The sequence below is a fragment of the Kushneria indalinina DSM 14324 genome (genome assembly GCF_003385845.1).
Lineage (GTDB): Bacteria > Pseudomonadota > Gammaproteobacteria > Pseudomonadales > Halomonadaceae > Kushneria > Kushneria indalinina.
Window position 1 is genome coordinate 296,796 of the sequence record NZ_QRDJ01000009.1, and the last position, 25,403, is coordinate 322,198.

The 25,403-nt window shown below is 63.2% G+C and carries 22 protein-coding genes; 15 read left to right on the plus strand and 7 right to left on the minus strand.

Annotation, left to right across the window (positions count from 1 at the left end; translation table 11 throughout):
* Positions 1–19 precede the first annotated feature (19 nt).
* Positions 20–988 carry a sugar phosphate isomerase/epimerase family protein gene (locus C8D72_RS15690; protein WP_115855382.1) on the minus strand — a complete coding sequence of 323 codons (969 nt, stop codon included), beginning with the start codon at positions 986–988 and terminating at the stop codon, positions 20–22.
* An 86-nt stretch (positions 989–1,074) separates the two neighbouring features.
* Positions 1,075–2,466: a GntP family permease gene (locus C8D72_RS15695; RefSeq protein ID WP_115855383.1), complete on the minus strand. Its 1,392-nt coding sequence runs from the start codon at positions 2,464–2,466 to the stop codon at positions 1,075–1,077.
* 183 nt (positions 2,467–2,649) lie between these two features.
* Between C8D72_RS15695 and C8D72_RS15700 the strand changes: the two genes are divergently transcribed.
* The 6 genes from C8D72_RS15700 (at position 2,650) to C8D72_RS15725 (ending at position 9,404) form a co-directional block, all read left to right on the plus strand.
* The gene (locus C8D72_RS15700) at positions 2,650–3,594 is read left to right on the plus strand and encodes a LysR substrate-binding domain-containing protein (protein ID WP_115855384.1); all 945 of its coding nucleotides are present in this window, start codon (positions 2,650–2,652) and stop codon (positions 3,592–3,594) included.
* 88 nt (positions 3,595–3,682) lie between these two features.
* Entirely contained in the window at positions 3,683–4,909 is a 1,227-nt protein-coding gene (locus tag C8D72_RS15705) for a pyridoxal phosphate-dependent aminotransferase (protein WP_115855385.1), read from the plus strand.
* A 172-nt stretch (positions 4,910–5,081) separates the two neighbouring features.
* Positions 5,082–6,281: a multidrug effflux MFS transporter gene (locus C8D72_RS15710; RefSeq protein ID WP_115855386.1), complete on the plus strand. Its 1,200-nt coding sequence runs from the start codon at positions 5,082–5,084 to the stop codon at positions 6,279–6,281.
* 139 nt (positions 6,282–6,420) lie between these two features.
* On the plus strand, positions 6,421–7,482 hold the full coding sequence (locus tag C8D72_RS15715; RefSeq protein WP_115855387.1) for an ABC transporter substrate-binding protein: 1,062 nt from the start codon (positions 6,421–6,423) through the stop codon (positions 7,480–7,482).
* Between the two features lie 5 nt (positions 7,483–7,487).
* On the plus strand, positions 7,488–8,531 hold the full coding sequence (locus tag C8D72_RS15720; protein ID WP_425453300.1) for a FecCD family ABC transporter permease: 1,044 nt from the start codon (positions 7,488–7,490) through the stop codon (positions 8,529–8,531).
* A gap of 69 nt (positions 8,532–8,600) precedes the next feature.
* Positions 8,601–9,404 (plus strand): ABC transporter ATP-binding protein, encoded by an 804-nt coding sequence (locus tag C8D72_RS15725; protein WP_115855389.1) that lies wholly within the window; start codon positions 8,601–8,603, stop codon positions 9,402–9,404.
* Here the strand turns inward: C8D72_RS15725 and C8D72_RS15730 are convergent.
* A complete protein-coding gene (locus tag C8D72_RS15730; RefSeq protein WP_115855390.1) occupies positions 9,388–10,062 on the minus strand; it encodes a GntR family transcriptional regulator in 675 nt (224 codons plus the stop codon). The genes C8D72_RS15725 and C8D72_RS15730 overlap by 17 nt on opposite strands.
* A gap of 253 nt (positions 10,063–10,315) precedes the next feature.
* Here C8D72_RS15730 and C8D72_RS15735 point away from each other — a divergent pair, with 253 nt between their 5' ends.
* The 5 genes from C8D72_RS15735 to C8D72_RS15755 all read left to right on the plus strand — a co-directional run bounded on the left by C8D72_RS15735 (position 10,316) and on the right by C8D72_RS15755 (position 15,788).
* Complete coding sequence (locus C8D72_RS15735) at positions 10,316–11,353, plus strand: 4-hydroxythreonine-4-phosphate dehydrogenase PdxA (RefSeq protein ID WP_115855391.1); 1,038 nt, start codon at positions 10,316–10,318, stop codon at positions 11,351–11,353.
* Between the two features lie 99 nt (positions 11,354–11,452).
* Entirely contained in the window at positions 11,453–12,406 is a 954-nt protein-coding gene (locus C8D72_RS15740) for a Bug family tripartite tricarboxylate transporter substrate binding protein (RefSeq protein WP_211308866.1), read from the plus strand.
* A gap of 89 nt (positions 12,407–12,495) precedes the next feature.
* Entirely contained in the window at positions 12,496–12,969 is a 474-nt protein-coding gene (locus C8D72_RS15745; RefSeq protein WP_147301553.1) for a tripartite tricarboxylate transporter TctB family protein, read from the plus strand.
* 3 nt (positions 12,970–12,972) lie between these two features.
* The gene (locus C8D72_RS15750; RefSeq protein WP_115855393.1) at positions 12,973–14,484 is read left to right on the plus strand and encodes a tripartite tricarboxylate transporter permease; all 1,512 of its coding nucleotides are present in this window, start codon (positions 12,973–12,975) and stop codon (positions 14,482–14,484) included.
* Between the two features lie 302 nt (positions 14,485–14,786).
* Complete coding sequence (locus C8D72_RS15755; protein ID WP_115855394.1) at positions 14,787–15,788, plus strand: ATP-grasp fold amidoligase family protein; 1,002 nt, start codon at positions 14,787–14,789, stop codon at positions 15,786–15,788.
* 5 nt (positions 15,789–15,793) lie between these two features.
* Here the strand turns inward: C8D72_RS15755 and rhtB are convergent, their stop codons facing one another.
* A complete protein-coding gene (rhtB, locus tag C8D72_RS15760) occupies positions 15,794–16,417 on the minus strand; it encodes a homoserine/homoserine lactone efflux protein (RefSeq protein WP_115855395.1) in 624 nt (207 codons plus the stop codon).
* A 219-nt stretch (positions 16,418–16,636) separates the two neighbouring features.
* Here rhtB and C8D72_RS15765 point away from each other — a divergent pair, with 219 nt between their 5' ends.
* On the plus strand, positions 16,637–17,839 hold the full coding sequence (locus tag C8D72_RS15765; RefSeq protein WP_115855396.1) for a PQQ-dependent sugar dehydrogenase: 1,203 nt from the start codon (positions 16,637–16,639) through the stop codon (positions 17,837–17,839).
* Positions 17,840–17,919: 80 nt separating this feature from the next.
* Here C8D72_RS15765 and C8D72_RS15770 read toward each other — a convergent pair whose 3' ends face one another.
* Both C8D72_RS15770 and C8D72_RS15775 read right to left on the minus strand, forming a co-directional pair.
* The gene (locus tag C8D72_RS15770) at positions 17,920–18,714 is read right to left on the minus strand and encodes an MBL fold metallo-hydrolase (protein ID WP_211308867.1); all 795 of its coding nucleotides are present in this window, start codon (positions 18,712–18,714) and stop codon (positions 17,920–17,922) included.
* 161 nt (positions 18,715–18,875) lie between these two features.
* On the minus strand, positions 18,876–20,699 hold the full coding sequence (locus tag C8D72_RS15775; RefSeq protein ID WP_115855397.1) for a glycoside hydrolase family 15 protein: 1,824 nt from the start codon (positions 20,697–20,699) through the stop codon (positions 18,876–18,878).
* Between the two features lie 304 nt (positions 20,700–21,003).
* Here C8D72_RS15775 and C8D72_RS15780 point away from each other — a divergent pair, with 304 nt between their 5' ends.
* From C8D72_RS15780 to C8D72_RS15790, 3 genes are all read left to right on the plus strand, one after another.
* Positions 21,004–21,795, plus strand: coding sequence for a sulfite exporter TauE/SafE family protein (locus tag C8D72_RS15780; protein WP_115855398.1), 792 nt, complete (start codon positions 21,004–21,006; stop codon positions 21,793–21,795).
* A gap of 129 nt (positions 21,796–21,924) precedes the next feature.
* Positions 21,925–22,992, plus strand: coding sequence for an aldo/keto reductase (locus tag C8D72_RS15785; RefSeq protein WP_115855442.1), 1,068 nt, complete (start codon positions 21,925–21,927; stop codon positions 22,990–22,992).
* A 139-nt stretch (positions 22,993–23,131) separates the two neighbouring features.
* Complete coding sequence (locus tag C8D72_RS15790; RefSeq protein WP_115855399.1) at positions 23,132–24,574, plus strand: YfcC family protein; 1,443 nt, start codon at positions 23,132–23,134, stop codon at positions 24,572–24,574.
* A gap of 91 nt (positions 24,575–24,665) precedes the next feature.
* Here C8D72_RS15790 and C8D72_RS15795 read toward each other — a convergent pair whose 3' ends face one another.
* The gene (locus C8D72_RS15795) at positions 24,666–25,268 is read right to left on the minus strand and encodes a hypothetical protein (protein ID WP_115855400.1); all 603 of its coding nucleotides are present in this window, start codon (positions 25,266–25,268) and stop codon (positions 24,666–24,668) included.
* Between the last annotated feature and the right edge of the window lie 135 nt (positions 25,269–25,403).

Here is a 25,403-nt window from a genome sequence, read left to right on the forward strand (position 1 = left end):
TATCGCGGTCAGAGGCTGATCAGCCCTGGCGCACCTGGCTTTTACCGAGGGCGTAATCGGCGCTGCGCGGCAGAATCTTCTCGCGCAGATAGCGCTGATTGCTGCTGGACACGCTCAGACCATCGCCACCGTAGTGCTCGGTGCAGATGATGCCCTGGAAGCCGTTGGCGAGCGCAATTTCAAACGCCTTGCGGTAGCTGATCAGCCCCGATTCCAGCGGCGCGGGCATGGCCACGTAGTAGTCGCGCGCCACGTCCTCGTCGCGGATGTAGTTCTTCACATGCCAGTAGTTGGCATACGGCATGGTCTTTTCCATGATCTCGAGCCAGGGCTCGATCGGGCGATGCAGACGGATCAGGTTGCCCACGTCCGGGTTGATGCCGACGTTGTCCAGGCCGATGTCCTTGACCAGCGCCACGGACGAGTCCGCCGTGCCCAGATAGGTGTCTTCATACATCTCCAGCGACATCAGAAGACCCAGCTCATCAGCATGTCGGCCCAGCTCCTGCAGACGCTTCACGGCCAGATTCCACATGTCGCGATCGGCCTTCGGGTCCTTGTGGCCCTCCACGGTCCAGAACCACAGCTGCTTTTGCTGCTCCGGGGTCAGCGCCTGGTGCAGGCCGAAGGAGACCACCCGGCAGCCCAGCGCCGCGGCCGATTCCAGCGTGCGGTGGCTGTAGGCCAGGTTGTCCTCGCCGTGTTCGGTATCGATGACGCTGCGGCGAATGGCCGAGACCGACGGCAGGCCGATGCCCACCTCCTTCGCAGCGCCGCCGAGCGCCTCCAGCCGGTCGCGGGAGAGATCGCCGGGCTTGATCCAGCTGTCGAACAGATCGGCGTTGTCAAAGCCGGCATCGCGAACTTCTTCAAACACGCTGCGCCAGTGCGCGGGGTCGGCATCGTTGACGGCGCGCCCCTGGGCATCAACACCGGAGAACTGCAGCAGGGCGGCCGTGATCGGCCAGTCATCAGCGGTATAAGGCATGGGTATATCTCCTTGTGAGAGGCTTTCACGGGGTTTGGATCAGGGCCCGGGACGTGCCGCGGGCCCAGGGGCAAGGAAACGGCGCGCTACGTGACCAGAACGAACAGCGCCCAGGCCAGAGCAAAGGCCATCAGGGAAATACCGGTCGACATCACACTCCAGGTGCGCAGCATGGTGCGGGTCTCGACCTGCAGAAACCGCCCGACCAGCCAGAAGCCTGAATCGTTGACGTGGGAGTAGCCGATGGCGCCGGCCACGATCGCGGTCGTGATACAGGCCGCCGGCATGCCGGCCAGTGCCGGTTCGGCCAGCACGGCGGGCGCCATGATGCCGGCGGCGGTCGTGCCGGCAACGGTGGCCGAACCCTGAGCGATACGGATCACCGAGGCGATGAGATAGCCGGCCAGGATCAGCGGCATACCGATCGCATCCAGGCTTTCCGCCAGAGCGTTACCGATACCGCTGGCGGTGAGCACCCCGCCGAACATGCCGCCGGCCCCGGTAATCAGGATGATGGTGCACACCGGCGCCAGCGCCTTCTCGATGATGTCGTTGACGGCCTCCATCGGCTCCTTGAGCCCGCGCCGAAACACCAGCAGCCACATCGCCACGCAGGTGCTGATCAACAGTGCGATCGGGGTCTCGCCGATCACGACGAAGGCATCGAGCAGGGCATTGTCATCCGGCAGGGTGCCGGCCGAGATCAGCGTCGAGATGCCGGTGTTCATGAAGATCAGCACCAGCGGCAGCAGCAGAACCAGCAGCACGGTGCCAAAGGCCGGGCGCGGCCCGCCGTCGTCTTCTTCGCCCCCCATCACATCGGGCACCGACTGAAACGGCGTCTTGTTGGCCAGCCATACTGCCAGGCGATAGCCCATCACATACCAGGTGGGCAGGCCGACCAGCAGACCGACGAACAGCACCAGACCGATATCGGCCTCCAGAAAGACCGCCGCCGCGACCGGCCCGGGATGTGGCGGCATCAGGGCGTGCATGACCAGCGCCGAGCCCGCCACCGGCAGCCCGTAGAGCAAAAGCGAGCCCTTGAGCTCGCGCGCCACCGCAAAGATGATCGGCAGCATCACCACATAGGCGGCGTCGAGAAAGATCGGAAAGCAGAACAGAAGTGCGGCGATCGACAGCCCCAGCGGCGCCCGATCGCGTCCGCAGATGCGAATCAGGGTGTCGGAGAGCACCCGGGCACCGCCGGAGACGGCAACGATCCGCCCGAGCACGGCACCGAAGCCGATCAGCATGGCCACGTTGCCCAGCGTTTGGCCAAAGCCGCCGGTCAGGGTTTCGATGAGGTTGCCGACCCCGATGCCGGTGGCCAGTGCCGTGCCGATACTGACGATGACCAGGGCGAAGAAGGGGTGCAGGCGGATACGGATGATCAATACCAGCAAAATGGCGATCGCCATTGCTGAAATCGACAGCAGAAGAGGTGTCGACAATGCAGCTTCGGGGGCGTTGGGCATAACCGGCTCCGGGACAGACCATGACGCTCGAAGCGCTTCGATGCGCCATTGGTCGCAAAATGCCTTACATCGCTGTAAGTCCAATGGCACAGACGATATCTTTCCCGGGCAATACCGACCAATGCCGGTCATGCCGCAAGATGATGACCATTTTGATATCACTTTGATAACGAGCCGCACGTCATGGGGACTCTGCCGGAAGACTGGTTTTTCCGATCACGACTAAAGTTGCGTCATCTGCAGCTGTTTGTGGCCCTTGGGGAGCAGGGCAACCTGCATCGCAGCGCCGAAGTGCTGGGCATCAGCCAGCCGGCGGCCTCAAGGCTTCTGATTGAACTCGAGGAGCGCCTGGGCACGACCCTGTTCGAGCGCCACGGCCGTGGGCTCTCGCCCAACCTGTATGGCGAGCTGATGATTCGCCGCGCCCGCACCATCATCGATGAGCTCGAACGCGCCGGCGAGGAGTTCAACGCCATTCAGGCAGGACACGCCGGGCTGGTCCGGGTCGGCACGGTGATGGAACCGGCCGTGGCACTGCTCACCCGCGCCATCGAGCAGATGCACAGCGAGCGCCCCGGGCTTCGCATCAACGTGCACGTCGATGTCAGTCGCGCCCTGATCTCCGGACTGCTCGACGGTCATTACAATTTTGTAATCTCTCGTGTCCCGGCCGGTTTTTCCGGCGAGCACTTCGTGTTCGAGGAGATCGGCGAGGAGGAGATCTGCTTTATCTGCAGTCGCTCGCATCCGCTGGCCGAACAGCCGGTGCCGGATCTCGCCGCCATGGTCGACTACCCCTGGGCCCTGCAGCCGCCCGGCACCCTGATGCGCCAGCGCGTCGATGATCTGGTGCGCCATCGCGGCCTCGAACCGCCCCACTGGATCGTGGACACCTCGGACCTGACCACCTCGCTGGCACTGGTGAACGCCTCGTCATTTCTGACGGTCGCCACCCGGGGCGTGGCAGAGCTTTTGTGCGACCCGCAGCGCTTTCGCATCATCGCCCTGTCCAAACGCCTGAGCGTGCAACCCTATGGACTGGTCAGCCTGCGCCGCCAGCAGCTGCCCCCGGGCGTTGCCGCCATGATGCGCCTGTTGCGTCATCTGATCCGCCAGCCCCTGAGCTGAGGTCAGTGCCGCTTCGGCGGGCGCGTGGCCGCGCTTGATCAAAGCCGCTACTCTGGGGCACATCCCCCTGCTGACCGGAAGGTTGATCATGACCACGCTTGCCCGCCGTCTGAGTACGATAGCCCCCTCGGCCACCATTGAAATCTCGCGCCGCGCCGCCGACATGCGCCGCCAGGGGCTGGATATCATCTCCCTGTCACAGGGCGAGCCCGATTTCGACACGCCCGCCCACATCGCTCAGGCCGGCAAGCGCGCCATCGACGACGGCCAGACCCGCTATACCGATGTCGATGGCACCCCCGAGCTCAAGCAGGCGGTCGCGGCCAAATTCGAACGCGACAACGGTCTGCACTACGCGACCGACCAGATCTCGGTGGGCACCGGCGGCAAGCAGGTCATCTTCAACGCCCTGTTTGCCCTGATCGACCCCGAAGACGAGGTCATCATCCCGGCGCCCTACTGGGTCTCCTACCCGGACATGGTGCGTCTGGCCGGCGGCATGCCGGTCTGCGTCGAATGCGATGGGACACAGGGTTTCAAGCTCACCCCCGAGCAGCTCGAAACCGCGATCACGCCACAGACGAAATGCCTGATCCTCAACTCGCCCGGCAACCCGACCGGGGCCGGCTATCACCGCGAGGAGCTCATCGCGCTGGGCGAGGTGTTAAAGCGCCACCCGCAGGTGTTCGTGATCAGCGATGACATCTATGAATATCTCGCCTACGACGACTGGGCCTTTACCACCCTCGCCGCTGTCGTACCCGAGCTTTTCGAGCGCACCCTGACCGTCAACGGCGTCTCCAAGGGCTACGCCATGACCGGCTGGCGCATCGGCTTTGGCGGCGGCCCGAAGGATCTGATCCGCGCCATGGCGATGCTGCAGGGGCAGATGACCACCAATCCCAGCGCCATCTCCCAGGCCGCGGCCGTGGAGGCGCTCAACGGCTCCCGGGAGTTTCTGGAAGAGCACCTCGAGATCTTTCGCCAGCGCCGCGACATGTGCACGGCCGCCTTCAATGCCATCGACGGGCTGTCGTGTCGCGCCCCGGAAGGCGCGTTCTATCTCTTCATCAGCTGTCAGGGACTGATCGGTCGCAAAACGCCGGAAGGCGAGGTGCTCGAGCGCGATGTCGACGTGGCCCGTTTTCTGCTGGATGCCGCCCACGTGGCCGTGGTGCCGGGCACGGCCTTTGGCCTGGGGCCCTGGTTTCGCATCTCCTTTGCCGCTGCCACCGAACGCCTGGGCGAGGCGTGCGAGCGCATTGCGCACGCCTGCGAGACACTGACGGATGCGTCCATGACCGAGCGGCCCTGAACGACCCGACCACTTCTGCCCGGTTACTTCTGCCCGGCCACTTCTGCCCGGCCACTTCTGCCCGGCCGCCCCCCCGGTGGGTGCGGCCCGGCGGCTGCGCGTTGATAATGCATCTCACTTCGCCATAATGGCGGACTCATTTCACCGACGGTTATTCAGGCGACAACGTTTCATGGCATCCAGAACCCCCTCACATTTTCCGCTGGCCGTGGTGCTGGCGCTGACGGCCGCCATCGGCCCCTTCTCGCTTGACGCCTATCTGCCCGCCTTTCCTGCCATGGCCGAATCGCTGGGCGTGTCCATCAGCGATGTCGCCCTGAGCGTGTCGGTCTATATCTTCACGATGTCGATCGGTCAGCTCATCGGTGGGCCACTGTCCGATCAGCTCGGACGCCAGAAGATCATGTTCTCGGGACTGATCATTTACAGCGTGGCCAGCCTTCTGATCTGGCAGAGCGAGCAGCTCGAGAGCGTGCTGGCCTTTCGCGCCCTGCAGGCCTTCGGCGCCGGCTGGACGCTGGTGTCGGTGCCGGCACTGGTGCGCGACCGCGTTCAGGGGGTGGAAGCGGCGCGGCTTTTCAGCCTGATCGGGCTGATCATGGTCGTGGCGCCGGGCATCGCACCCACCGTGGGCGGGGCGCTGCTGACCCTGGGCGGCTGGCCGTTCATCTTTTTGTTTCTCGCGCTCTATGCCCTGCTGGTCATTCCGCTGTTGAAAATGATCGCATTCAAGGACACCGGCAAGGCCGCGCCGAGCGCGCCGCCGGGGCCGAAGGTGAGCATCTTCAAGCGCTACGCCCAGGTGCTGGCCACCCGCCAGGCGCTGCCCTTTCTGTTCTGGCAGGCCGCCTCGTTTTCGGTGCTGATGATCTTTGTCACCCACGCTTCCTTCGTTTATCAGACGCATTTCGGTGCCAATGAGCACACCTTCGGGCTGCTGTTCGGCGCCAACGTCATCGTCATGCTGATCGCGAATCTGACCAACCGCTCGCTGCTGGAGCGCTTCGGCTCACGGCGCATTCTGCGCGGGGCGACCTGCATTCAGGCCGGCGCCATTGTCGTGCTGCTGCTGGCCAGCGTCTTCGATGCGGGGCTTTATGTCTTCCTGCCGGCGATGATGGTGAGCATCGGCATGGTCGGGGCCATCGCCCCCAACATCCAGGCCTCGTTTATCGAATACTTCGGCGTCAACAGCGGCACGGCCGCCGCACTGCTGGGGGCCTCGCAGTTCGGCATTGCCGGCGTGGTCAGCGCGCTCTCCTCGCGCCTGCCGCTGTCGGTCACGGCCGTGGTACTGGCGATGGCGGCCTGCTCGGCGGTCACGCTCTGGATGCTGGTGCTGTCACTGCGCCAGGAGCGCGCCCGGACCTGAGCCTCATGTTCTGAACAACAGGGCCTGACCGCCTGCATGAATGCCGTGCCATACCCGACTGAATCCTGCTCGCTTTTGTCGATCCGGTTCGTCGGGTATGTTCACGGCTCGATCCACCGCCTGTTCACCGGACCCCCTGATGCCTTCTGCCCTTCTGCGCCCTGCTGTTCTCCTGCTGCTGCTCATGGCGCCCGCTCTTCAGGCGCAGGCCGCCAATGCCGATGACCACTATCCGGTCACGCTGGACAACTGCGGCATGCAGGTCACCGTTGACGCCCCGCCACAGCGGGCGGTCAGCATCGGCCAGAACACTACCGAGATTCTGCTTTCGCTGGGGCTGGCCGATCGCATGGCCGCCAGCGCCGTCTGGATCGGTGAGGTGCCGCAGGATCTTGAGGCCGATAACGCCCGTGTACCCCGGTTATCGAGCGGCATTCCGGGCTTTGAGAGCGTGCTGGGGCAAAACCCCGATCTGGTGGCGGCGCAGTTTGAAAACGATGTCGGCCCCCAGGGGCGTGTTGCCCGCCGCGAGCAGTTTGCCGCACTCGGCGTGCCCACCTATCTCTCCCCCACCGACTGCGTCGGACGGGTGTACGGTGGCGACACCAATCCTGATGGCGCCCGCACCCGAGCGTTCGACATGTCGCTGGTATATCGGGAAATTCAACAACTGGCGGAGATTTTCAACGTCCCGGCGCGCGGTGTTGATCTGGTCGACTCGCTGCGCGCGCGTGAGGCCCGCGCCGCAGCGGCCGGTGCCGGTGCCAACATGCCCGGGAATCTCTCCATGGTGTGGTGGTTTTCCAGCGCCGAACTTGCAGGCGATGCGTGGGTGGCCGGAGAGCTGGGTGCGCCAGGCTACATCATGAAAAAACTGGGTGTGCACAACATTATCAAAAGCCGGGAGGAGTGGCCGGCGGTGAGCTGGGAGCGCATCGCGGCGGCCGACCCGGACGTGATCGTGCTGGGCGAGATGGCACGGCGCAACTTCCCGGCCGATGACGTGGCCCAAAAGATCGATTTTCTCGAGCATGACCCGGTCACCCGCGAGATGCGCGCGGTGCGAGAGCGCCACTTCATCGTGCTCGACGCTCAGGCGATGAACCCGACCCTGCGCACCCTCGAGGGTCTCGAGATCGTGGCCAACGACCTGAGCAGGCTGAGGCTGACCGGTACCTCCACGCCGGATGAGACGCCATGAGTCCGATGCAGGATCACCTTCCCCGCATCCGACATCGTCAGGGCCTGCATCTGGGGCTGATCGTACTGGCACTGGCGGTGCTGGTGCTGGCGATGGCACTGGCCGTGTCGATCGGCGAGATTCATATTCCGCTGGCCACGACCTTCAAGGCGCTGAGCAATGCGCTGGGTATGAGTGAGTACTCACTTGACCGCATTCATGAAAGCATCATCCGCGAGTATCGCCTCAGCAGGACGCTGGTGGCGGCCTGCTGCGGGGCCGGGTTGGCCCTGTGCGGCGCCATTTTGCAGGCGCTGTTGCGCAATCCGCTGGCCGAGCCCTACGTGCTGGGCATCTCGGCGGGCGCCTCGACCGGGGCGGTGTGCATCATGGTGCTAGGCATCGGCGGCGGCGCGGTGGGTCTATCGCTTGGGGCCTTTCTGGGCGCGCTGGGCGCCTTCGCGGTCGTGCTGGCACTCTCCCGCGGCGCCTCGAGCAGCCCTAACCGCATTATTCTGGCCGGCGTTGCCGGCTCTCAGCTTTTTAACGCGCTGACGGCCTGGGTGATCAGCACCTCGGCGAGCGCCGAGCAGGTGCGCGGCATCATGTTCTGGCTTTTGGGCAATCTGGGCGGGGTGCGCTGGCCGGATGTCACCCTGGCGCTGGCGGTCGTGCTGCCGGGCTTTGTGATCTGTCTGCTGTTTGCCCGGGCGCTGGACGCCTTTACCTTCGGTCAGGACGCCGCCGCCGCGCTGGGCATTCCGGTCGGCGCCGTGCGACTGATCCTGTTTGCCATCACGGCGCTGATGACCGCCACCATGGTCAGCATGGTCGGTGCCATCGGCTTTGTCGGGCTGGTGATTCCTCACGCCGCGCGCTTTATCGTTGGCACGGCACACGTGCGCCTGCTGCCGGCCTCACTTTTGATCGGGGCGATTTTCATGGTGCTGGCCGATATCGTCTCACGGGTGATCCTGCCGCATCAGAGCCTGCCCATTGGCGTGGTGACGGCGCTGGTGGGGGCACCAGTCTTTGCCATGATCCTGTATCGCGCCAGACCCCCGCTATGAGCGAAGTGAAGACTTGCTTACCCAAAACCTGCTTACCCAGCACCACCTACTTGCCCGGGGAGGCATAAGATGTCGATTCAGGCTCATGGGGTGAGCTGGTCCACGGCCGGCCGCCTGATTGTCGATAACGTCAGCCTTGCCATCACCCCCGGCGAGACCGTCGGACTGCTCGGCCCCAACGGCTCGGGGAAGTCGTCGCTGCTGCGGCTTTTGTGCGGTCTACGCCGCGTCACCGACGGGGTCGTAACCTTTGATGACGCGCCGCTTGCGCAGCTGAGTCGTCGGGAGGTGGCCCGGCGGCTGGCGCTGGTGGAGCAAAGTGCCACCACCGATGCCGATGTTACCGTTCTGGATGTGGTACGCCTTGGCCGCACGCCGTGGCGCTCGATGCTTGCCGGCTGGCGCGAGGAGGACAGCGCCGCCGTCGAGCAGGCACTTGCTCAGGTCGGCATGACCACAAGGCGCCATCAGAGCTGGCATACGCTCTCCGGCGGCGAGCGCCAGCGTGTCCACATCGCTCGGGCGCTCGCCCAGCGCCCGCAGGAACTGCTGCTCGACGAGCCCACCAACCATCTGGACATTCAGCACCAGCTGGAGATTCTTGCGCTGGTCCGGCGGCTGTCCACCACCTGCGTGATGGCACTGCACGATCTCAATCTGGCAGCCATGTTCTGTGATCAGCTGGTGCTTTTAAAGCAGGGCCGCGTGGCCGCTGCCGGCACGCCGGAGTCAGTACTGACGTCGCAGCGTATTTTCGAGGTTTATGGCGTGGACACCGTTATCGAGCGCTCGCCGCATCACGGCTGCCTGCACGTGCACTATCTGCCGCGCCAGGGCATGAGCACGCAGGCATCTCTCACACCATATGTCTGACCCGCCGCCAGGCATAGCCCAGGTGCTCTCCCAATGCGGTTACCAGCGCTTCGGTGTTGCGCTGCTCAAGTGCAGTCATGATGTGCTCATGCTCATCCACCGCCGCGGCCCACTTGTCGGCGCCCGAGTGGCCGATAAAGCGAATGCGCTTGAGCTTTGACTGCAGGGAGGCATGCATCTGTACCAGCGGTTCATTGTGGGACAGCGCCACGATGGCCGTATGAATCTGTTGATTGGTCTTGTAATAGTCGAGTCGATTGCCTGCCTGATAGTAATCGACCATCTGATCGTGCAATTGACGTACCTCGGCCACCTCGTCATCAGTGGCCCGCTCGCAGGCCAGCCTTGCCGCCAGTTCCTCCAGCGAGCGAATCAACACCAGCATGTCCTCGATATCGCGGGCTGAAAACTGACGCACGCGGGCTCCGCGCTGCGGCACCAGCTCCACCAGCCCTTCACTGGCCAGAAAACGAAGCGCCTCACGAAGCGGCGTGCGTGATACGCCCAGCGTTTCGCACAGCGGTCCTTCATAAATTCGCGCGCCCTGCTCCAGCTCGCCTTCAATAATCATGTCGCGCAGACGGCTGGTGATCGCATCGTGCAGCGAATGCCGGGAGATGGCTCCGGTCGTGTCACGTGCGCTCTGTGACTTCGTCATTTCATATCCTCATTGCCCGGGGCTGCACCAGTGTGGCCCGGATCACTTCATGTCGCCTGGCAGAGTGTTCCCGCACGGGCGTGTTCTCTGGCCACTCGAAGCATCATTTCAGGGCGGCATGTAAAACGATCCAGGACTTATGGCCAGGATCAAAAGGGCCCATTCGGGACCATCGTATAATGTATACATTATTTATTAAGGCGCAGGCTCATCGTCAAGCGGTACTTTCTGTTCACGACCGATGAGAGATGACATGACCCAGACTACTTCTTCCGGCGCAGACCGCCCCCTGATTGCCCTGGCCATGGGAGATCCTGCCGGTATCAGCCCGGAGCTGACGGCCCGCCTGGCTGCCGACCCGCAGGTCAATGCCGCCGCCAGACTGGTCATCATCGGGGATCGACGCGTATTTGATGAAGGCGCCCGTGCGGCAGGGCTTTCCCCCGAACTGGTCGACACCACTCTTGAGGCACTGAAAACCAGCGCACCGGATCAGGTCGCCTTTGTGGATCTTGGCCACCTGTCGCCTGAAGAGATCGAGCAGGGCGTTCCCTCGCTGGCCGGCGGCACGTTCTGCTCACGCAATTTCAACGAGGCGCTGGCGCTGGCCGGCGACGGCCACGTCGAAGCGGTCTGCTTTACGCCGTTCAACAAGCAGGCGATGCGCTACGCCAACCCCGACTACGACGACGAGATTCGCTTTGTGGCTCGTGCCATCGGCTTCGAGGGCAAGGCACGTGAATTCAACATACTGGACAACATCTGGAATGCGCGCGTGACCTCGCATATCCCGCTGGCAAAAGTGGCCGAATCGCTGAGTTCGGGCGCCATCCTCGAGGAGCTGGCCCTGACCGATCAGTGTCTGCGCCAGTCGGGGATCGAGTCGCCGCGCATCGCGGTGGCGGGGCTTAACCCTCACGCCGGTGACGGCGGCAATTTCGGCAGCGAGGAAGAGGAGATCATTGCTCCCGCCGTTGAACAGGCCGCCGAACGCGGCATCGAGGCCGTCGGCCCCTTTCCTGCCGATACGGTCTTTTTGCGCGCGCCGCGCGAGGGCTATCACGCGGTGCTGACCATGTACCACGACCAGGGTCAGATCGCGATGAAACTGATGGGCTTTGACAGCGGCGTGACCATGCTGGGTGGCTTTCCGTTCCCGGTCTGTACGCCGGCTCACGGCACCGCCTATGACATTGCCGGTCGCGGTATCGCCGATATCGGCGCCTCACGTCAGGCCCTGCTGCTGGCTGCAAAAATGGCCTCACGCCTTCAGCAACAAGCGATCGCCTGAAAGGGATCATTCACGTTTCAAGCACTGCGCTGTCCTGATCAGACCACGGCCGATACAGGCAGCGCCCGATAATGCAGTGACGCTCACCGGGAGAAGCACATGAAAGTTTCCGTACTGGCGGCCGGCATGGTCGCACTGGGTCTGGCAGCACATGGACAGGCCTCGGAATTCCCAAGCGATACGATCGAAGTGGTCACCCACTCCGGTGCCGGCGGCGGCACCGACCTGACGGCGCGTGCCATGATGCGCTCGGTTGAACCGCTGATGGACACCGACATGGTCATCGTCAACAAGCCCGGCGGCGCAGGTGATGCGTCACTGAAATATCTCGGTCAGCGCCCGGCAGATGGCTATACCGTGCTTACCTGGACCACCGGCCACGCCGTGCGTCAGGCCAAGAATGGCGAGACCGAGGCCACCGGACTGATCCCGATTGCCCGTGCCACCAACGACCCTCAGGTGCTGATGACCAAATGCGGCGCCTATGAAGACGCCGAATCGTTTATCGATGCCCAGAAGGACAAGGCGCTGCGCTATGGCGTGACCCATGTGGCCAACATTGACGATGTCTCTGCCTTCATGTTCGGCAGAGCGGCCGATATTGCCCAGCCCAATATCGTCTCCTTCAAGGGGGGTGGCGAGCTGCAGACCAACCTGGTCGGCGGCAATATCGACGTGGCGGTCATGAACTACGGCGAAGCCTCGTCACAGATCGAGGCCGGTACCATCTGCCCGATGGTGGTCATGTCCGACGAGCCGCTGGCAGAAGCCCCGGATGTGGCCACCACCGAGCAGCTGGGCATCGATGCCAATTACTCGACCGTGCGCGGTTTCGCGGTACGTGAGGGCACCCCCGACGCCGTGGTCGACAAACTGCGCGCCGTCATGATGGAAGGCATGCAGGGCGAGGCGTTCGGTAAATTCCTGACCAATACCATGGGGCTGGATCCGAAGACGTCCGTCGCCGGCGCTGACGCTTGGGGAGAACAAATGGACAGTTCCGTGGCCCGGATGAATCAGGCGCTGATCGAGCTGGGGTACATCAAGCCCTGAGGCATGCAGTAGATGACAGGCAGGAGGACAGGTGGTCGTGCCGATCACCTGTCCATTACTGACATCCCTTTCATGTGATCGAGGTCTTCATGCGAAGCACCTTTACCCTGCGCGCTGCCATTCCGCTGGCGGTTGTCACGCTGGTGGCACTGCTGGCCGTGCTGCGCGCCTTCAGCTTTGACGAGGTGCCGGCCATTCTGGCACGCGGCATGCAGCCGGCCACCTTCCCACAGCTGGTCGCCGGTCTGGTCGTGGTACTGGCCGGGGTCGCCTTTTTGCAGGATCTACGTCGCCCGCCAGCGCCGCAAACCGCACTGCCACGCATCTACTATCTCACCGTGCTTTTGATGGCGCTGTTTGCCGCCCTGCTGGTGCTCAATCTTTTTCTGGTTGCGCTGGTCGTTGTCACGCCTGGAGCCGCCCTGATGTGGGGCGAACGTCGGCCGCTGATGCTGATCATCATGGCGCTGGCGCCTCTGGCGGCGATCGTGCTGTTCGATATGGTCTTCGAGGTTCGCTTCCCGCGCAGTCCGCTCATGAACCTTTATTATCAATGGAGCTGAGCCATGGACCTGATTCTCTCCGGATTTGGCGCGCTGGCCAATCCCGATCTGCTCATGCTGATCGTGATCACTACCCTGGTGGGGACCGTGATCGGCGTACTGCCGGGGCTCAGCGGCACCACCGGCGCGGCGCTGGTATTGCCCTTCACTCTGACCATGGACCCCATTTCGGCGGTCGTGGTGCTGGCCACCATTTATGGCTCTTCAACGTTTGCCGGCTGTATCACGGCAATACTGATCAATACCCCCGGAACCTCCGCCTCGGCCACCACCTGCCTGGACGGCTATCCACTGGCCCGCAGGGGTGAAGCAGGCCGGGCCATCGGCATTGCAACACTGTCCTCAAGTTTCGGGGGCGTGATCAGCGTGCTCTTTCTGCTGTTTGCTGCCCCGCTGCTGGCAGGCATCGCCTATCAGTTTGGTCCGCCCGAGTACTTTGCGCTGACCATCTTTGGGCTGTCGATGCTGGCCACCATCGGGGGCGGATCACCGGCCAAGAACCTGATCGCCGGTGCGATGGGCGTGCTGATCGCAACGGTCGGGGTCCATCTGGCCACGGGCATCGAACGCTACACCTTTAGCAGCGACGCGCTCTATGACGGCATCGGTTTCGTACCGGTCATGATCGGCCTGTTCGGCATTGCGGAATTTCTGCGCCAGTCCACCGAGCTGGGCCTCAAGCGCGAAGTCATCGGCATGAAGGCAACACGACTGCCGTGCTGGGCGGACATTCGACGCATCAGAAATACCGTACTGCGTTCTACCGGCATCGGTACCTTTATCGGCGTACTGCCGGCCGAAGGCGCCACCATCGCCTCGATGATCAGTTACAACGAAGCGCGGCGCACCTCCAAAAACAGGGAGGAGTTCGGTCACGGATCCATCGAAGGGGTGGCGGCCTCCGAAGCGGCCAACAACTCGGCCGTTGGCGGCTCACTGGTTCCCACTCTGGCGCTTGGCATTCCCGGCAGCCCTACCGCCGCCATCATTCTTGCCGGCCTGCTGGCCCAGGGCGTCCAGCCGGGGCCTACCCTTTTTACCGAGCAGACCAATCTTTTAAGCGCGCTTTTTGCCGCGCTGTTGCTGGGCAACATCCTGTTCATCGGCGTAGGGCTGGGAGGTGCGAAGATCTATGCCCGCATCACTCAGATGCCGGTGCCGATCCTGTGGCCGCTGGTGTTCATGTTCTCGGTACTCGGCGCCTACGCCATTCGCCAGTCGGTGTTTGATATCTACATTACGCTGGCCTTCGGGCTGGTCGGCTTTCTGATGCAGCGCTACGGCTTTTCGGTGGTATCGCTGGCCATCGGCCTGGTACTGGGCGCCATGGTGGAACAGCGGCTGGATCAGAGCGTGGCCATGTATGACGGCAACTGGCTGTTGATGTTCACCCGCCCCATTGCTCTGGCATTTTTTGCCCTGACGCTTCTGACCCTTTGTGCCCCGATGCTTGCCCGATGGCGACAGAAAAGAAAAGCCACCCGTAATGGCTCCGGTCAAGGCACGCGTTTTTAAGGCCTATCTGTCGATCACGCCCTTTCACCACCCGACGCTTGCCGTCGGGTTTTCATGTCTACACCACGGACGTCCTCACGAATCGATTCACGACAAACCACTCACCCGATAACAAACAAGGCAAATCACCTGCACGAGGCCCGCCCACCAGCTTTCCGGAACAGCTCTTCAGGCCATCTTAAGCCGAAGCCATGTTTTTTCCAGCAAGGTTATCGATAAAAGAAATACATCCCATGACATCAACAAGAACCAACCAGCGAGGACGAAACCTTTCTCCTCCTGACATCAAGGGAGCGTGAGGCATGAGGAGAGCATCGCTCGATAACAAGGAACAACCCGCAGAGCAGCAGCCGGGGACCACCGGGGTCAAATACCGGGCGCTGGTCCGCAAGGCGCGCAGGACCCTCACATCGCGTATCAACGACAGGTTGTATGTCACGTTTGTCTATCGGCGCGAGTTTGGCAGATTTCCGGATCTGACCCATCCGCAGACCTTCAATGAAAAGATCTGCCGCCGGCGTTTTGACCCCGAGCCGGTCTATACGATACTGAGCGACAAGTACGCGGTACGCGACTACGTGGCGGCCACCGTCGGTGACGAGTATCTGATTCCCTGCCATGGCCAGACCCGGGAAATGACGCCGGCCATCTACGGACAGCTGCCGGAAAGCTTTGTCATGAAGGGCAACCATGGTTCCGGATTCAACCTGCTGGTAAAGGACAAGCAGCAGTATCCGCTATGGCTGCTGGACAGCATCGGCCGGCACTGGCTGAATGCCGACTACTACGCCGTGAGCCGTGAATCGCACTACCGGGAGATCGAGCCCCGCCTGCTGTTTGAGGATCTGCTGCTGGATGAATACGGCCGGCCCCCCATGGACTTCAAGTTCTACTGTTTCCGACGCCCGGACCGACGCGACCCCGAAATCTATATCGAGGTGGTGCAGGACCGCTTCACCGACTTTGCCGTCGATTACTATGACGTGAACTGGAATCTGGTCGAGGTGGTGAAGGACCGGTTCACCACCGGGCGGCGAATCCCGAAACCCAAACGGCTCGATGAGGCCATCGAGGTGGCCACAAGGCTTTCCGAAGGGTTCGACTTTGCCCGGGTGGATCTCTACCTGACCGATGGTCGCATCTATTTCGGTGAAATCACCTTTACCCCGACAGGCGGGCTCAAGAACTTCAAGACGCCCGCGCACGACCGGTGGTGGGGCCAGCTGATGCAGCCTCTGCGACAGCCCGGCAATTCATCCCCTTACCCTGAAACGATCGACATGCCCTGGCGTGAGGCCCGCTGAGGGCATCAGGCCCGCCAGGTGGCCAGCAGCCCGGCCACGAAGACAAAGAGGCCGCCAAAGAGGCGATTGAGCAGTCGCTGCTGGCGCGGTGAGCGCAGCCAGCGGGCGACCAGGGTGGCAAGCCCGGCAAAGCCGCACATCACCAGAATGTCGATACCGATCATGGTGATCCCCATGACGGTAAACTGTGTGACGCGCGACAGCGCCGGATCCAGAAACTGCGGCAGCAGCGCGATCATGAAAATCGTCGCCTTGGGGTTGGTCACGTTGACCAGCACGCTCTTCCAGAAACGACTCATCACCGGCTCGCGAGGGGTATCGTTTGATGAGGCGTCGATATCCACCGCCGTCTCCCGCCACTTGCTGATGCCCAGATAGATCAGATAGGCCACCCCCACCCACTTGATCAGCATGAAGGCCAGCTCCGAGGAGGCCAGCAGCGCCCCAAGGCCCACCCCAACCACCAGAATCTGCACGCCCAGCCCCACCTGCAGCCCGAGAATCGCCGGCAGGGTCCGTTTGAGGCCATAGCGCAGGCCATTGGACATGGTATTGATGGCGCCTGCGCCGGGCGTGATGCTGATCAAGAGCGAGGCGGCCAGAAAGGCCCAGAAGAGTTCGGGAGACATGGTCGGCACTCGTGGCATCGTTGGCTGTATCAGCGGGTGATGATACGCCCGGTGTCATGTCACTACCATGACCCGAGCGTCATCGCATGGCGATCAAAAACAAGCCTTGTGCCGCGCTTGAAGCCAGCCTGAGGCCCGACGGGCATTACATGAGTGAACGTGCAAGGCTTGAAGCCGATTTTGAACACCTCCCTTCAATCCCGGCAAGAGGGCCCCGGCATGCGTACCACGTTACCGTCTCTGACACTTCTGACAACGTTTCTGATGGCCCCCACGGCCATGGCCGAACCGGTCGATGTTGGCCCACCCAACGCGCCCTCGCAGACACCTGCCTTCGAGGATCAGACCCGCGCCCCGCAGCTTGCCAATACCCTCGAGCTCGACACGCAGATCATCGCCGACGGCCTTGAACACCCCTGGGGACTCGCCTTTCTGCCCGGCGGCGACATGCTGGTCACCGAGCGCGCAGGCCGGCTGCGGCTCATTACGCCGGATGGCGAGATGTCCGAGCCGATCGAAGGCCTCCCCGAGATGGATGCCAGAGGCCAGGGCGGCCTGCTGGATGTCAGTCTCGGCCCCGATTTCGACACCGAGCGCCGGGTCTATCTGAGCTACGCCGAGCCGCGCGATGGCGATCAAAACGGCACCGCCGTGGCCCGCGCCCGCCTCTCCGAGGACAACACGCGTCTGAGCGATGTCGAGGTCATCTTCCAGCAGCAGCCGGGGTGGGAGTCCACCAAACACTTTGGCTCCAGGCTCATATGGGACAATAACGGCCGGCTCTTCATCACCCTGGGCGAGCGCTCGCTGGTCGAGCCACGCCAGCTGGCCCAGACGCTGGACAATACGATCGGCAAGATCGTGCGCGTCAACGCCGACGGCAGCACACCCGACGACAACCCCTTCGTGGGTCGCGACGATGCTCTGGACGAAATCTGGTCGTACGGCCACCGCAACCTCCAGGGCGCCGCCCTGCATCCCGAAACCAATGAGCTCTGGACCATCGAGCACGGCCCGAAGGGCGGCGACGAGCTCAACCGTCCCGAGCCGGGACTCAACTACGGCTGGCCGGTGATTACCTACGGGGAAGACTACTCCGGCGCGGCCATCGGTGACGGCATTACCCAGCAGGACGGCATGGAACAGCCGGTTTATTACTGGGACCCGGTCATCGCCCCCGGCGACATGACCTTCTATACCGGCGAGCTGTTTGCAGGATGGCAAAACGATATCCTGATCGCCTCGCTCAAGCCCGGCGGGATTGTTCAGCTGAGCCTGGAAGACGGCCGCGTCACCGGTGAGGCGCGCTATCTCGAAGAGCTGGGTCGGGTACGCGATGTCGATCAGGGACCGGACGGCGCGCTGTGGATTCTGACCGACAAGAGGGATGGCGCACTGATCCGCGCCTTGCCTCAGGAGTAACCCCGAGCAGGCCACAACCCACGCCCCCGCGCCGGTTTCCGGTACGGGGGCGTTGTCATGTGAGCCCGAACGCTGAAGCGTTATTCGAGCGCGCGACAGTAGCGCGCCACCGAATACCGTACGGCCTTACCGGCCCCCTCAACAATCTCGCTGCCCCTGAAGGCGCAGTAGAGGGCATCAAACTCGAGCGTTTCGAGCGTCTCGCCCATGGCCTTCACTCTGGCCGCCGGCAGCGGAATGTTGTTGGGCCAGGACCACATGAACGAGGCCAGCCGATCCGGCGTCACCAGCAGCGTATCGCCGCCCAGCAGCAGCCCCCGCTCGGCGTCGTGCAGCACGCAGGCGCCGGGAAAGTGGCCGCCCAGTCGGTGCAGGGTCACGCCCGGCAGTACCTCGAGCCGATCGCCCTGCCAGAACGATAGTCGCTCGGAAGGCTGCATCACCCACTCCCGGTCATCGCCGTGCAGGGTTATCGGGCAGTCAAAGGCCTCGGCCCAGCTCGCCATGGTGCTGTAGTAGTGCGGGTGCGAGATCGCGATGGCGGCCAGCCCGCCGAGCCCCTCAATGATCTGAACCGTGGCGTCATCGAGCAGGCTGATGCAGTCCCACAGCACGTTGCCGTGGGGCGTCTGCAGGAGCAGCGCCCGCTGGCCGATGCCGAACGATGGTGTGGTGCGAAGGCTCAAAAGCCCGGGCGTGAGCTGCTCGAACACGTTGGCATGCTGCGCGACAAGCGCCTCGGGCGAGGTCCAGCGCTGGCCCTGGACGGGCACGAACTCGCGCTCGTCTTCACAGATGGGACAGCGCGCTGGTGAGTGCTCACTTTCTTCAAACTGGACGCCGCAGTTGGCGCACAAGACCCCCTTTTTGAGCATGGCGTCTGCCTCCCGCTTCAGTGTCGGTTATCCCGGTGTCAGGGCAAGCATGGCACGCCTGGTCCCGGTCTGCCGCGCGGCGGCTTGAAGACGTCGAGAGATCAAAAAAACGCCCCCTGCTGCCGCGAGGCGCAGGGGGCGTTCATGACGGGCATGACGCGCTAGTAGTGGGCATCCTCCAGCGCGCGTCCGGAGAGCGCGTTGGCCGCACAGATCTGCGCCAGATGACTGAGCCCCTGGGGCACGTTGCCCAGGTGCTCGCCGGTGGAGGGGTCGACCATCTCGGTCAGAAGCCCCAGATTGCCGTTGGTGGCCTTGAGCGCCTCCTCCATCAACTCACGGGCTTCCTCTTTCTCACCGAGTGCTGCCAGCGCCTCGACCAGCCAGAAGGAGCAGGCGACAAAGGCCCCCTCTTCCTCGTGGACGCCGGAGTAGCGATAGATCAGCGACCCGCGGCCCAGCTCCTGGCGAATGGCGCGATAGGTCGAAAGCATGCGCTCGCGATTGACCTCGGCGCCGAAGCGGTGGGTCAGACACAGCGCGGCGTCGAGCCCTTCCACGCCTTCGTGGAAGACGTAGGCGCCACGCGCCTCGGACCAGCAGTGCGTCTCGATCCAGTTGGCGATGCGCTCCTTCTCGCGCTTCCAGCGATCCTTCCAGGTCGGCTCGATATGGCCGTCCTCGGCCAGCTGGACCGCATGAGTCAGCGCCAGCCAGCAGGCCATCTTGGAGTGGGTATAGTGCTGCTGCTCACCGGGCAGCTCCCAGATGCCGGCATCGCGAATGCGCCAGCGATCGGCGCACTGGTTGGCCAGATCCCCCAGCAGCCGGGCCGTATCGAGATCGATGATGTGGCCGGCGTCGATAAACAGCGTTGCCGTGGCAAGCATGTCGCCATACATCCCCAGCTGGATCTGATCGCGGGCGTTGTTGCCCACGCGTACCGGTTTTGATCCCTTGTAGCCGGTCAGTAGCGGATGCGTCTCGGCGGGAATCAGGTCGCCCTTGAGGGTGTAGCACACGCGCATGTTCGGGCCGTGACGCCGAATCGTCTGGGTCAGCCAGGAGAAGGCCGCCTGGGACTCCTCGATGGCGCCGGCATGCACAAACGCCTTGATCATCAGACAGGCGTCACGCACCCAGGCGTAGCGATAGTCATAGTTCTTGTCGCCGCCGATGCGCTCGGGCAGCGAGGTGGTCGCGGCCGCGGCGATCGCGCCGCTCGGTGAGTAGAGCAGAAACTTCAGTGCCAGCGCCGAACGATAGACCCACTCGGAGTACTCGCCGTCAAAATCGAGCTTCTCGACCCAGTCTCGCCAGGCAAAGTCGCTCACCTCGATGCGCTCATCGATGCTGTCGATCGAGGGCACCGCCAGCGGCTGCCCCTCGGTGGCCAGCAGCGCCACCATTGAGCGCTGTCCTTCGCGCGAGGTCAGCGTGCCCCGGGTGTAACGGTCGCAGCATTCCGAGATCTCCACATCATCGGAGCAGCGCAGCATCGCCATCAGATGGCCGATGTTGTAGACCCGGCCCATGGGCGTTTTCTGCAGCCAGGGGCTGACCATTTCAGTGCGGGTGCCGGCGTGAAAATAGATATCGAGGCGCACTTCGCCTTCGAGCCCTTCCACGCGCCGGGCCAGCTCACACCAGGGCAGACGCCCGGCGGTGTTGCTGTTGATCGACTCGGTGATCCTTGCCCGGCCGCTGTCGGTGATGAAGGTGGTCTCCAGCACGTTGCTGTTGTCACGATAGCGTCGCTCGACACGGTACGCCTCCTGCGGGGTGAGGCAGAAGTAACCGCCCACTTCGGGCTCGAGCAGACGATCAAATAGCGGCGGGTCATCCATGCTCGGAACGCACCACCAGTCAATGGCACCATCAAGGGCGATCAGCGCCACCGAGCGCCCCTCGCCAATGGCGGCGTAGTCACCCAGTGGGGCAAACCCCTCTTCTCGTTCAGGGTTGGCAACCTGTCTTTTGGTCATCGACGAACATTCCTGTGCGGTGACGTGCCGCATTCCGTGTGCAGCGGATCAATGCAGCGCACGCAGATCGGCCGCCGGGGAGGGGCGACGCTGAGCGCGCGCAAAAGCTGGATTGAGAGTAATCACAACTGTGGACGCGACAGCGCTCTGGCGCCAATGTCGTAACACTTTATTAAGTCATGGACCGGCCGGCAGCAAACGCTCTACCGTCTAACCTGAAGACGCTATGCTGGTTGATACGCCGTCCCCATTCCAGGACGGCCCCTTCGCATGATGACGCTCACATGATGACTCTGGATGTCGCATGATCTTTCTTATCTATATGGCTCTCGGCGTCGTGGCCGGCATTCTGGCCGGCCTGTTTGGCGTCGGCGGGGGCCTGATCATCGTACCCGTACTGATCTACAGCTTTACCCTGCAGGGGGTCGACCCGGCCGTCATGACCCATCTGGCGGTGGGCACCTCATTAGCCACCATCATCTTCACCTCGATCAACTCGATTCATGGCCACCACCAGAAAGGCGCCACGCGCTGGCCGCTGGTGGGCTGGATGAGCATCGGCATTGTCGTCGGTTGCGCGCTGGGGGCGCTGACCGCTTCATGGATTCCAGGCAACGATCTGCAGATGGTGATCGGGGTGTTTGCCATCGCCATGGCGATCCAGATCGCCTTCAACCTGCGCCCGAAGGGTGGCGGTACCGAGTACCGGCCACCCGGGCGACCCTGGCTGATCGGCGGCGGCACGTTCATCGGCTGGGCCTCGGCGATCTTCGGCATCGGCGGCGGCTCGCTGACCGTGCCCTTTCTGCTGTGGCGCAACCTGCCGGCGCAGCACGCGGTGGGAACATCGGCCGCCTGCGGCCTGCCAATCGCCATTGCCGGCGCGCTATCGTTCATGTGGTTCGGCCACAATCATGCCGAGCTGCCACCCTGGAGCATCGGCTATGTCTACCTGCCGGGCGTGCTGGGCATTGCGCTGACCAGCATGCTCTCGGCGCGGCTGGGCGTGCGGCTGGCGCATCGGCTCTCGCCCACGCTGTTAAAGCGTCTGTTCGCCGCGCTGCTGCTGGTGATCGGTATCAACTTCCTGCTGTAGGCGCCTCTTTCTGGAACAGGGACTTCGGCATTCGCTGAAATAGTGTTTTGGCGTCCACACTGAAAGGCAGCTGTCGCCCACCGCATGCGCGGCAGCCGTCGTCTGACTTTCGGACACAAGGAGGTTTTCGTGGAATATCGCAATCTGGGCCAGTCAGGCCTGCGTGTTTCGACCATGACGCTGGGCACCATGACGTTCGGCGGTGAAGGCAAAATGGCCAGTCTTGGCAATACGGATGTCGAGGGTGCACGCCGTCAGATCGATATGTGTATCGATCGCGGGGTGAACTTCTTCGATACCGCCAACATGTATTCCGCTGGCGCTTCGGAGAAAATCCTCGGCGAGGCGATCAAGGGACAGCGCGATGATCTGCTGCTGACCACCAAGGTACGCTTTCCGATGGGCGAGGGTCCCAACGACAGCGGCCTGTCGCGCCATCACATCCTGCGCCAGCTTCATTCAAGCCTTGAGCGGCTGCAGACCGACTACATCGATCTCTATCAGCTGCACGAGTGGGACGGCCTGACGCCGTTGGAAGAGACGCTGGCCACCATGGATCAGCTGGTCCGTGACGGCAAGATTCGCTACTACGGTGTCTCCAACTTCACCGGCTGGCAGATGTCGAAGGCGCTGCTGCTGTGCGAGCGCCACGGCTTCCATCGCCCGATCAGTCAGCAGATTCACTACACCGCCCAGGCGCGTGATGCCGAATACGAACTGATGCCGATGGCGGTGGATCAGGGGCTGGGCACCATGATCTGGAGCCCGCTGGCCGGCGGTCTGCTGTCGGGCAAGTATCGTCGCGGCCAGAAGAACCCGGATGGCACCCGCTTCAGCCAGGGCTGGACCGAGCCGCCCATTCGCGACGAGGAGCAGCTCTACAACCTCATCGACACCCTGGTGGAAGTGGGCGATGCCCACGGCGTTTCCGCCGCCCGGGTGGCGCTGTCGTGGATCCTGGGCCGACGCGGGGTCACCACCGCCGTGATCGGCGCGCGCAAGGACGAGCAGCTCGAGGACAATCTTGCCGGCGCCGAACTCAAACTCGCCGATGACGAGATTCGCGCCATCGAAAAGGCCGGACGTGCCCCGCTGATCTACCCCTACTGGCATCAGCAGCGCACTGCCGCCGCGCGCTTTAACGATGTGGACCGGATTCTGCAGCAGCCCTGGCTGGACGAGCAGAAAGAGTCGTAACCCTTCCAACCGGCGGCGGGGCCACCTGCCGCCAACCATCCCGACTTTCGTATGATGGCCCGTTGTGCAACGATCAGGACGCGGGCGCAGCCCTTTACGGCTGGCCCGACGTCCAATCAACAACAACGAGCCCGACACCATGTCACAGGATTCCTCCCCGAACCCATCAGGACGTGCGCCAGAGAAACGTTCGTTTCAGATTCCCCATATTTACGCCATTCTTTTCATCTTCATCCTGCTGGCGGGCCTGGCCACCTGGCTGATTCCGGCCGGCGCCTACGACACCGTGCCCGGCCCCGACGGGCGTACCACCATCGATGCCGACTCCTTTCACTGGGTACCAGCCAGCCCGGCCGGGCCGACCGAGCTGTTGCTGGCCATCCCGCGTGGACTGCTCGGTGCCGGAGAGGTGGTGTTCTTTACCCTGCTGATCGGCGGCATGTTTGCCGTGCTGCGCCGTACCGGCATCATCGAGCTGGGGGTCGATCATCTGACTCGCCACTTTGCCGGGCGCAGCCTGTGGGTCATCCCGGTATTAATGGTGCTCTTTGCGGTGCTGGCCACGATCATTGGCACCCAGGAGCTGTCACTGGTCTATGTGCCGGTGATTTTGCCGCTTCTGATCGCGCTGCGCTTTGACTCGGTTACGGCCGCTGCCATCGCGCTGTGTGCCACCACGGCGGGCTTTGCCGCCGGGGTCATCAACCCGATCAACACGGGGCTGGCCCAGCAGCTGGCCAACCTGCCGCTCTACTCGGGTTTCGGCCTACGCCTGTTGGCGCTGGTGCTGATGCTGACGGTCGCGGTGTTCTGGGTGATTCGCTACGCCCGGCGTGTGCGCGACAATCCCGAGGCGAGTCTGATGCATGACGACGCGGACGAGCAGCAAAAGCGCACGCGCTATCAGCACGCCCTCAACGAGGTTGCCGCGCCGGCCACCGGCCGCCAGAAACTCTGCATCGCGGTGACGCTGGGTCTCTTTGGCATGCTGGTCTACGGCGTGCTGGGGCGCGGCTGGTTCATGTCGGAAATGGCCGGGCTCTTTATCGTCATGGGGATTGTCGCCGGTCTGGTGGCAGGGCTCAAAATCGATGAGATCTGCGAGGGCTTCAACGAAGGCTTTCGCGACGTGCTGATGGGCGCCATGATCGCCGGCATTGCGCGCGCCGTGGCGGTGGTGCTTGAAGATGGTCAGGTGCTCGACACCATGGTGTACTCTCTGGGCCATCTGGTCGGCGGGCTGCCCACGGCGCTGTCGGCGCTGGGCATGTATCTGGCCCAGCTCGGCTTTAACTTCGTGGTGCCCTCGGGCAGCGGTCAGGCGCTGGTGACCATGCCGATCATGGCGCCGCTGTCCGATGTGATCGGCGTGACCCGCCAGACTGCGGTGCTGGCCTATCAACTCGGCGACGGCATCGGCAATATCCTCTATCCCACCTCGGGCTATTTCATGGCCACGCTCGCTCTGGCGGGCGTGCCCTGGCAGAAGTGGGTGCGCTTTTTCCTGCCGCTGTTCGGCATGTGGGTCGGGATTGCCGTGGTGCTTTTGATCGTGGCCCAGGCCACCGGCTGGCAGGGCTGAGCTCAAGCGCTGTTCCTCACTGTCCCGGCATGAAAAAGGCGACCCCCAAAAGTCGCCTTTTTTGATGCGCTTTTTTACCCAAGCGTCGTGATTACTGCGCGAAGCGGCGTTCGGTCTGCCACCCCTGGTTGGTCAGAATCATCATGGCGCGCTTGTGCTGAGTATCCTCGAGACTTTCGAGCCCACCCTTGTAGGCCTTGCGCAGGCTGTCTTCCTCGGCCCAGCTCGGAATATCGCGAACCTTGTAGCTGTAGCGTACGTGGGAGACGGTGTAGCCGCCCTCGATGGCTTGGGCCGGCGTGAAGCTATCGACCCCTTCAATGCGCACCTTGCCGAAGCAGAACCCGCCCTGCTCGAGCCCATGGGCGCGGGCATAGCTGTCGCGTCCGTCATCGGTGAGCTCGTAGCGCTGGCGCCCGTCGCTTAAGTCTTCACGCTCCAGCATGCCGGCCTCCACCAGCGCATTGGCACGTTTGGCGCGATCGGCCATGTCGGGGTTCTGACTGACGGCGCGCTTGTCCATCACGAACGGCAGGCGCGGTGCCGGCGCCTCCAGACAGATGGCCGGGCCCATGTTGCCGACATCATCCTGCAGCGCCGAGCGGAAGTTGCTCTCGCTGGCTTCCCGAGCATCGCCACAGGCGCTGAGAAGGGCTGCCAGCGGTAAAAGGGCCAGCACGCGATATGACTTCATGATGATTACTCCTGATCAAACCTGGATTCGGTACGCTTGCCCAAAGCGTAGCCCCTTTGCCGCCGTCCTGCGGCAAGGTACTGGGACGACAGGCAAAAAATGCCCGTCCAGGGGACGGGCTGTCATCATCATTTA